Raw genomic sequence first — 6,282 nt, 5'->3', positions numbered from 1 at the left:
GTGGGGCTGCTGGTGGTGGGGACCGGGGTCGCCGGGTGGGTGGTGTACGCGAAGCTCGACGGGAACATCACGCCGGACGAGGCCGCCGCGGCGGAGCTGGCGCGGTACGCCAAGGAGCGGCCGACCGCGCTGGTGAAGGACGCGCAGAACGTGCTGCTGATCGGTTCGGACTCGCGCGCGGGGGACGGCAACAGCGCGTACGGACGGGATTCAGGGACTGAGCGGTCGGACACGACGATCCTGTTGCATCTGTCCGCCGGGCGGCAGAGCGCGACGGCCGTGTCGATACCCCGCGATCTCATGGTGGACGTACCGGCCTGCCGCCGGCCGGACGGTTCCCGGTCGGCGCCGAGGTTCGCGATGTTCAACTACTCGTTCCAGACGGGCGGTTCGGCGTGCACGATCCGGACGGTCGAGAAGCTGACGGACATCCGGATCGACCATCACGTCGTCGTCGACTTCCATGGTTTCAAGAAGATGGTCGACGCGCTCGACGGGGTCGAGGTGTGCCTGAAGGAGCCGATCAGCGACAAGGCGGCCAGACTGCGGCTGCCCGCGGGGCGGGTGACGCTCGACGGTGAACAGGCCCTCGGCTATGTCCGCGCCCGCAAGAGCCTCGGCGACGGCAGCGACACCGACCGGATGGAGCGGCAGCAACGATTCCTCGGGGCGCTCGTCAACAAGGCACAGAGCAATGACGTCCTGCTGAATCCGGTGAAGTTGTATCCGGTGCTGGACGCGGCCACGTCCGCTCTCACCACCGACCCGGATCTGGCGAGTCTGCGCGGTCTCTACGAACTCGTGCGCGGCCTGCGCGACATTCCCACCGAACAGGTGCGATTTCTGACTGTTCCACGGGAGTCGTATGTCAACGACGCGAATCGCGACCAACTCGTGGAGCCCGCCGCGAAGAAGCTCTTCGAGCGGCTGCGGACGGACGCGCCGGTCGCCGTCACCGGGAGAACACCGGGGGAAGAGGGGGAGCCGGGGAGGTCCGCGAAGCCGGGGAATTCCGCCTCTTCGGAGTCGCCCGATCACGATAAGTACACGTCGCCGAGTCCGTCGGAGCCGAGTTTCGAAGGGAACACGGCAGGCGATCACACCTGCGCGTGAGCCGTGCGCACAGCCGTGGGTAAAGCGCTTCCCAAGCGGGCCGGCCACGGCGAACTCCAGTTCAAGGAAATAGCCCGGATTGCCCGGTTGTAGGGACGTGGAATTTGTCACCGTCGTCGCTCCGCGCCGAACTTGGCGGCTAGTGTGAGCGATCCGGTGCACCCGGCCTGAGGACCCGTTCTGGGGTCGTGCACTGTGTGACCGAGACCCGAGCGCCTAGTGGGGGTAAAGGCGCCGCGTGGCCCCGACGGAGGATTACGACAACCGTGGACGCGCAAGGCCGTGGGCGGGTGGAGAACATCGACCCCGCAGACCAGTGGGTACTCAATCCGGACACCGGCGAATACGAACTGCGACTGAGCCCTTCCGCACCGCAGTCGGCGGTGCCCGGACCTCGCAGACGTGCCGCCCCTGCGGCGAGCGGCGCACCGGCCGCCCCCGAGGCCGCTTCCGGCAGCCGTACGACGGCTCCCGACCGGGAGGCCCCGGAGGTGCCGGGACCGCGCCGGCGACGGGGTGCGCCGGAGGAGCCCGCGCCGGGCAGGCGCGGGCGCCGGCCCGCGAAGAGGAAGTCGAAGGCCAAGAAGGTCCTGCTGTGGACCGGCGGGATCATGTCCTTCGTGCTGCTGGGTACCGCCGGTGCGGCCTACCTCTACCTGGAGCACCTCAACGACAACATCACCTCCGTCTCCGACGACGGCGCGGGCACCGGTGGCTTCAGCAAGGACAAGGCGATCAACCTGCTGGTGATCGGCACCGACAAGCGCACCGGCTCGGGCAACGAGGGCTACGGCGACTCCGGCAGCGTGGGCCACGCCGACACGACGATCCTGCTGCACGTCTCCAAGGACCGCACGAACGCGACCGCGCTCAGCATCCCGCGCGACCTGATCGTGGACGTCCCGGACTGCCCGACCGAGCAGGAGGACGGCACCAGCGAGGTCATCAAGGGCACGCAGGGCGTCCGCTTCAACACCAGCCTCGGCCAGGACGGCCGTACGCCCAGCTGCACCATGCGCACGGTGACCGAGCTGACCGGGGTCACCCCGGACAACTTCATGGTGGCCGACTTCAACGCGGTCAAGACGCTGACGACGGCGGTCGACGGGGTCGAGGTGTGTCTGGCCAAGGACATCGACGACCCGGACTCGCATCTGAAGCTGCCGGAGGGCACGCACACCGTCCAGGGCGAGCAGGCGCTGGCGTTCCTGCGCACCCGGCACTCGGTGGGCTTCGGCGGTGACCTGAGCCGGATCGCGATCCAGCAGCAGTTCCTCGGTTCGCTGATGCGCAAGCTGAAGTCGAACGACACGCTCACCAGCCCCACCAAGATGATCAAGCTGGCCGAGGCGGGCACGAAGGCGCTCACCGTCGACTCCCAGCTGGACAGCATCACCAAGCTCAAGGACCTCGGCCTGGAGCTGGGCAAGCTCAACACCAAGAACCTGACCTTCGCCACGGTGCCCGTCGTCGACAACCCGGCGGAGAAGGTCAAGGCCACGGTCGTCCTGAACCGGGCGACGGCGCCCACCGTCTTCCAGATGATCAAGGACGACGTGTCCTTCACCGAGGTGAAGGAGCAGGCGCAGGCGTCGAAGAACGCGGCGGCGGCGGCCGCGGCGGCCCGCCTCAAGGGCACCCAGTCCGCGGCCTCCGAGGTGCGGGTGCAGGTCATGAACGGCGGAGCCAAGTCCGGCAGCGCACAGGCCACTCTCAGCTGGCTCCAGGTCGAGGAGGGCGTGACGAAGTCCGAGAACGCGGGCAACGCCCCGGCGGCGCTCACCAGGACGACGCTCGAGTACGGGCCCGAGCAGGCCGCCCAGGCACGCAAGCTCGCCGCCATCATGGGGCTGCCGGGGACGGCCCTGAAGCCGGGAGAGAGCGTCACCAATTCCCAGGGTCTGCCGACGATGACCCTGACTCTGGGCAAGGACTTCAAGGGCGCGGGCGTCTCGCTCACGGCCCCGACGACCGTGCCGGCCACGGTCGACAAGTCCACGGCGGACAAGGTCGAGTGCGCCAAGTAGGTAACCCTGCGGGCCCGTCGAGCGTCTGACTTGACGCGGGACGGGCCCGTGTCATGTCAGGCGCACGAGGGGGAGGGGTGGGGCCAGTGGGGCGCAGCACGGTACGGAAAGCGGTTCCCGGGGCCGGGGGCGTCGGAAACGGCACGTCCACAACGGCGGACGACGAGGCGACGGCCGAGGACGGCGGCGCGAGCGTGGACGACACGAGCGCAGAGGGAGCGGGCGAAGACGGAGCGGGCAAGGGCGACGGTGCCGGGGCCGGGGCAGCCGAGGACGGTGGCGCGGGCGGGAGCGGCGGTCGTCGCAGAACCGGCCGCGGCACGGACCGAAGACGGCGGCGACGGCGGCTGCTTCGCTGGTCGGCGACCCTGCTCGCGTTGGTGACAGTGGGCGGCGCGGGGGCCGGGTACCTCTACTACCAGCATCTCAACGCCAACATCAAGAGCGACAAGCTGAACCTGGGCGACGCCAAGGACCGGGCGGCCGAGACGAAGGCCAACGAGGCCGGTCAGAAGGCGCTGAACATCCTGCTGATCGGTTCGGACGCGCGGGACACCGTGGAGAACCAGCAGCTCGGCGGGGCCAAGGACACCTTCAACGGCACGCCCCTCGCCGATGTCCAGATGCTGCTGCACGTCTCCGCGGACCGCAGCAACATGTCGGTGGTGAGCATGCCGCGCGACACCCTGCTCGACATACCCAAGTGCACGGACCCCGACACCGGCGAGGTGTTCCGGTCACTCACCCGCGAGATCACCAACTCCTCGCTGGGGCGCGGCGGTCCGGGCTGCACGGTGGCCACCTGGGAGAAGCTCACCGACATCCACATCGATCACTTCATGATGATCGACTTCGGGGGTGTGGTGTCGATGGCGGACGCGATCGGCGGCGTCCCGGTGTGCGTGGACGCCAACATCCACTCGCACACCACCACCGGCAAGGGCTCGGGCCTGAGGCTGGCGGAGGGCACCCACGACATCAAGGGCAAGCAGGCCCTCCAGTGGCTGCGCACCCGCTACGGCTTCGAGGACGACACCGACCTGGCGCGCGCCAAGGCGCAGCACATGTACATGAACTCGATGGTCCGTCAGCTGCGCTCGGAGGCGAAGCTGACCAACCCCAACGGGCTGCGCAAGCTCGCCGAGGCGGCCACGCGGGCGATCACCGTCGATGACGGCCTGGACAGCATCAAGAAGATGTACGACCTGGCGACCGAGCTGCAGAAGGTGCCCACCGAGCGCATCACCATGACGACGATGCCCAACCGGTACGACACCGTCCAGACCGGCCGGGTGGTGCCCACCGAGGACGCCGGCAAGCTGTTCCGGCTGGTGCGCGAGGACATCGCCCTGGACGGCAAGGACGCCGCGAAGGCCACTGCGAGCCCGTCCCCGACGGTCACGGACGCAGCCGCCGCGGACCAGGACATCGCCGTACAGGTGCGCAACGGGACGTACACCGACAGCCTGGGCGCGGCGCGCGGACGGGCCTCCACGGTGACGGAGGTGCTGGTCGCCAAGGGCTTCACCGACGCCAGGGCGGACACCTCGCCGGCCACCACCGAGAAGACGACGGTGATCCGCTACCCGAGCGCCGACCTCCAGGCGGACGCCCTGCGGGTCGCGAAGGCCCTGGGCGTTCCGGCGGGCCAGGTGAAGCAGTCCACCGACGTCTCCGGGGTCACGCTCTTCGTGGGCGCGGACTGGCGGTCGGGCACGGCGTACAAGGCGCCGGTCGAGGACGACAAGACGCCCACCTCGGCGGAGACCATGAACGCCGCCGACACCAGCCAGTGCATGCACGTGGACCCGGCCTACAGCTGGTAGGCCGGGCCCTGCCGCCGCCTCGGGGTGCTCAGTCGCTCAGTGCTCAGTCGCTCAGTGCTGAGTGCTCAGTGCTCAGTGCTCAGTGCGAGCCTGCGGGCTGAGGACCGCCGGGCGGCGGGACGCGATGACCTTCCTGGCCAGCGACCTGGGGCTGGTCAGGAAGCCGAAGCCCCACGACATGTGCATGGTGGCGAGGGCCACGGGGATCCGCAGGCGTGCCTTCGGCGGCAGGCCCTTGCCGGCCGGCAGCGAGCCCAGCGCGATCGCCGCGAGATAGCCGCCCGGGATCAGGAAGCCGAGCGGGGTGAGGGCCGCGCCGACCACGATCCCCGCCGTGATCGCGCAGACGGCGGCCGGCGGGGCGAGGTAGCGCAGGTTGATGGAGCCCTCGTGGTAGCGGGCGACGACGTGCCGCCAGCGGCCGTAGTCCTTGTACTGCTTGGCGAGCGCCTTGACGCTGGGGCGCGGGCGGTACGACACCTTCAGCTCCGGCGAGAACCAGATCAGCCCGCCGGCCTCACGGATGCGGAAGTTCAGCTCCCAGTCCTGGGCGCGGATGAACTCCTCGTTGTAACCGCCCTGCCGTTCCAGCGCCTCGCGCCGGAACACACCGAGGTACACGGTCTCGGCCGGGCCGGCCTGTCCCCCGGTGTGGAAGGCGGCGTTCCCGACGCCGATCTTCGAGGTCATCGCGGCGGCGACCGCGTGCTCCCAGTCGTTCTCGCCCTCGGCGTGCATGATGCCGCCGACGTTCTGCGCCCCGGTCTCCTCCAGGAGCCGTACGGCGGTGGCGATGTAGTTCGGCGAGAGCATGCCGTGCCCGTCGACGCGGACGACGACCGGATGGCGCGAGGCCTTGATCGCGGCGTTGAGGGCGGCGGGCGTACGGCCGGTGGGGTTCGGGACGGTGTGCACGCGGGGGTCATCGCGTACGAGTTCGGCGGCGATCTCGTCCGTACGGTCCGTGGACGGACCGATGGCGATGACGACCTCCATCTCGCCGGCGTACTCCTGCGCGAGGATCGCCTGGACCGCTCCGCGCAGATGCCGCTCCTCGTTGAGGACGGGCATGATGACGGACACGGCGGGGAGCTGCACGTCGGACTTCGCGTTCATAGGGACATCACGTTACCGCGAACGGGGGACAACGGTGCGCGCCGCCGGGTGCCCTGCGACGGGCGGCGGATCCGGTCGGCCTACGGTGCTCACGGCTCCCCTCGTACGCCTCGTACGGCCGTCGCCCGGAGGTGACCCGCTTGTCACTGTATCTTCTAGACATCTTACGGTGCCGACCACGCTAAAAAAACAGATATTGT

4 protein-coding genes are annotated in these 6,282 nt (G+C 69.3%); 3 read left to right on the top strand and 1 reads right to left on the bottom strand.

From position 1 onward, the window contains the following. The 3 genes from P1P75_RS38685 to P1P75_RS38675 all read left to right on the top strand — a co-directional run. Positions 1–1,113, top strand: a 1,113-nt coding sequence (locus P1P75_RS38685; protein WP_319264212.1) for an LCP family protein, incomplete at its 5' end; no start/stop codon positions are given. A gap of 266 nt (positions 1,114–1,379) precedes the next feature. Next, positions 1,380–3,140 carry an LCP family protein gene (locus P1P75_RS38680; protein WP_319264210.1) on the top strand — a complete coding sequence of 587 codons (1,761 nt, stop codon included), beginning with the start codon at positions 1,380–1,382 and terminating at the stop codon, positions 3,138–3,140. Between the two features lie 347 nt (positions 3,141–3,487). After that, positions 3,488–4,966, top strand: a complete 1,479-nt coding sequence (locus P1P75_RS38675; RefSeq protein WP_319264214.1) for an LCP family protein — start codon at positions 3,488–3,490, stop codon at positions 4,964–4,966. 72 nt (positions 4,967–5,038) lie between these two features. Here the strand turns inward: P1P75_RS38675 and P1P75_RS38670 are convergent, their stop codons facing one another. Next, on the bottom strand, positions 5,039–6,082 hold the full coding sequence (locus P1P75_RS38670; protein ID WP_319264208.1) for a glycosyltransferase family 2 protein: 1,044 nt from the start codon (positions 6,080–6,082) through the stop codon (positions 5,039–5,041). Positions 6,083–6,282: the final 200 nt, after the last annotated feature.

Source organism: Streptomyces sp. ID05-39B, from assembly GCF_033794725.1.
In the GTDB taxonomy this organism is placed as follows: Bacteria; Actinomycetota; Actinomycetes; order Streptomycetales; family Streptomycetaceae; genus Streptomyces; species Streptomyces bobili.
Note: the sequence above shows the minus strand (reverse complement) of the source record. Positions and strands in the feature narration are given on the sequence as shown.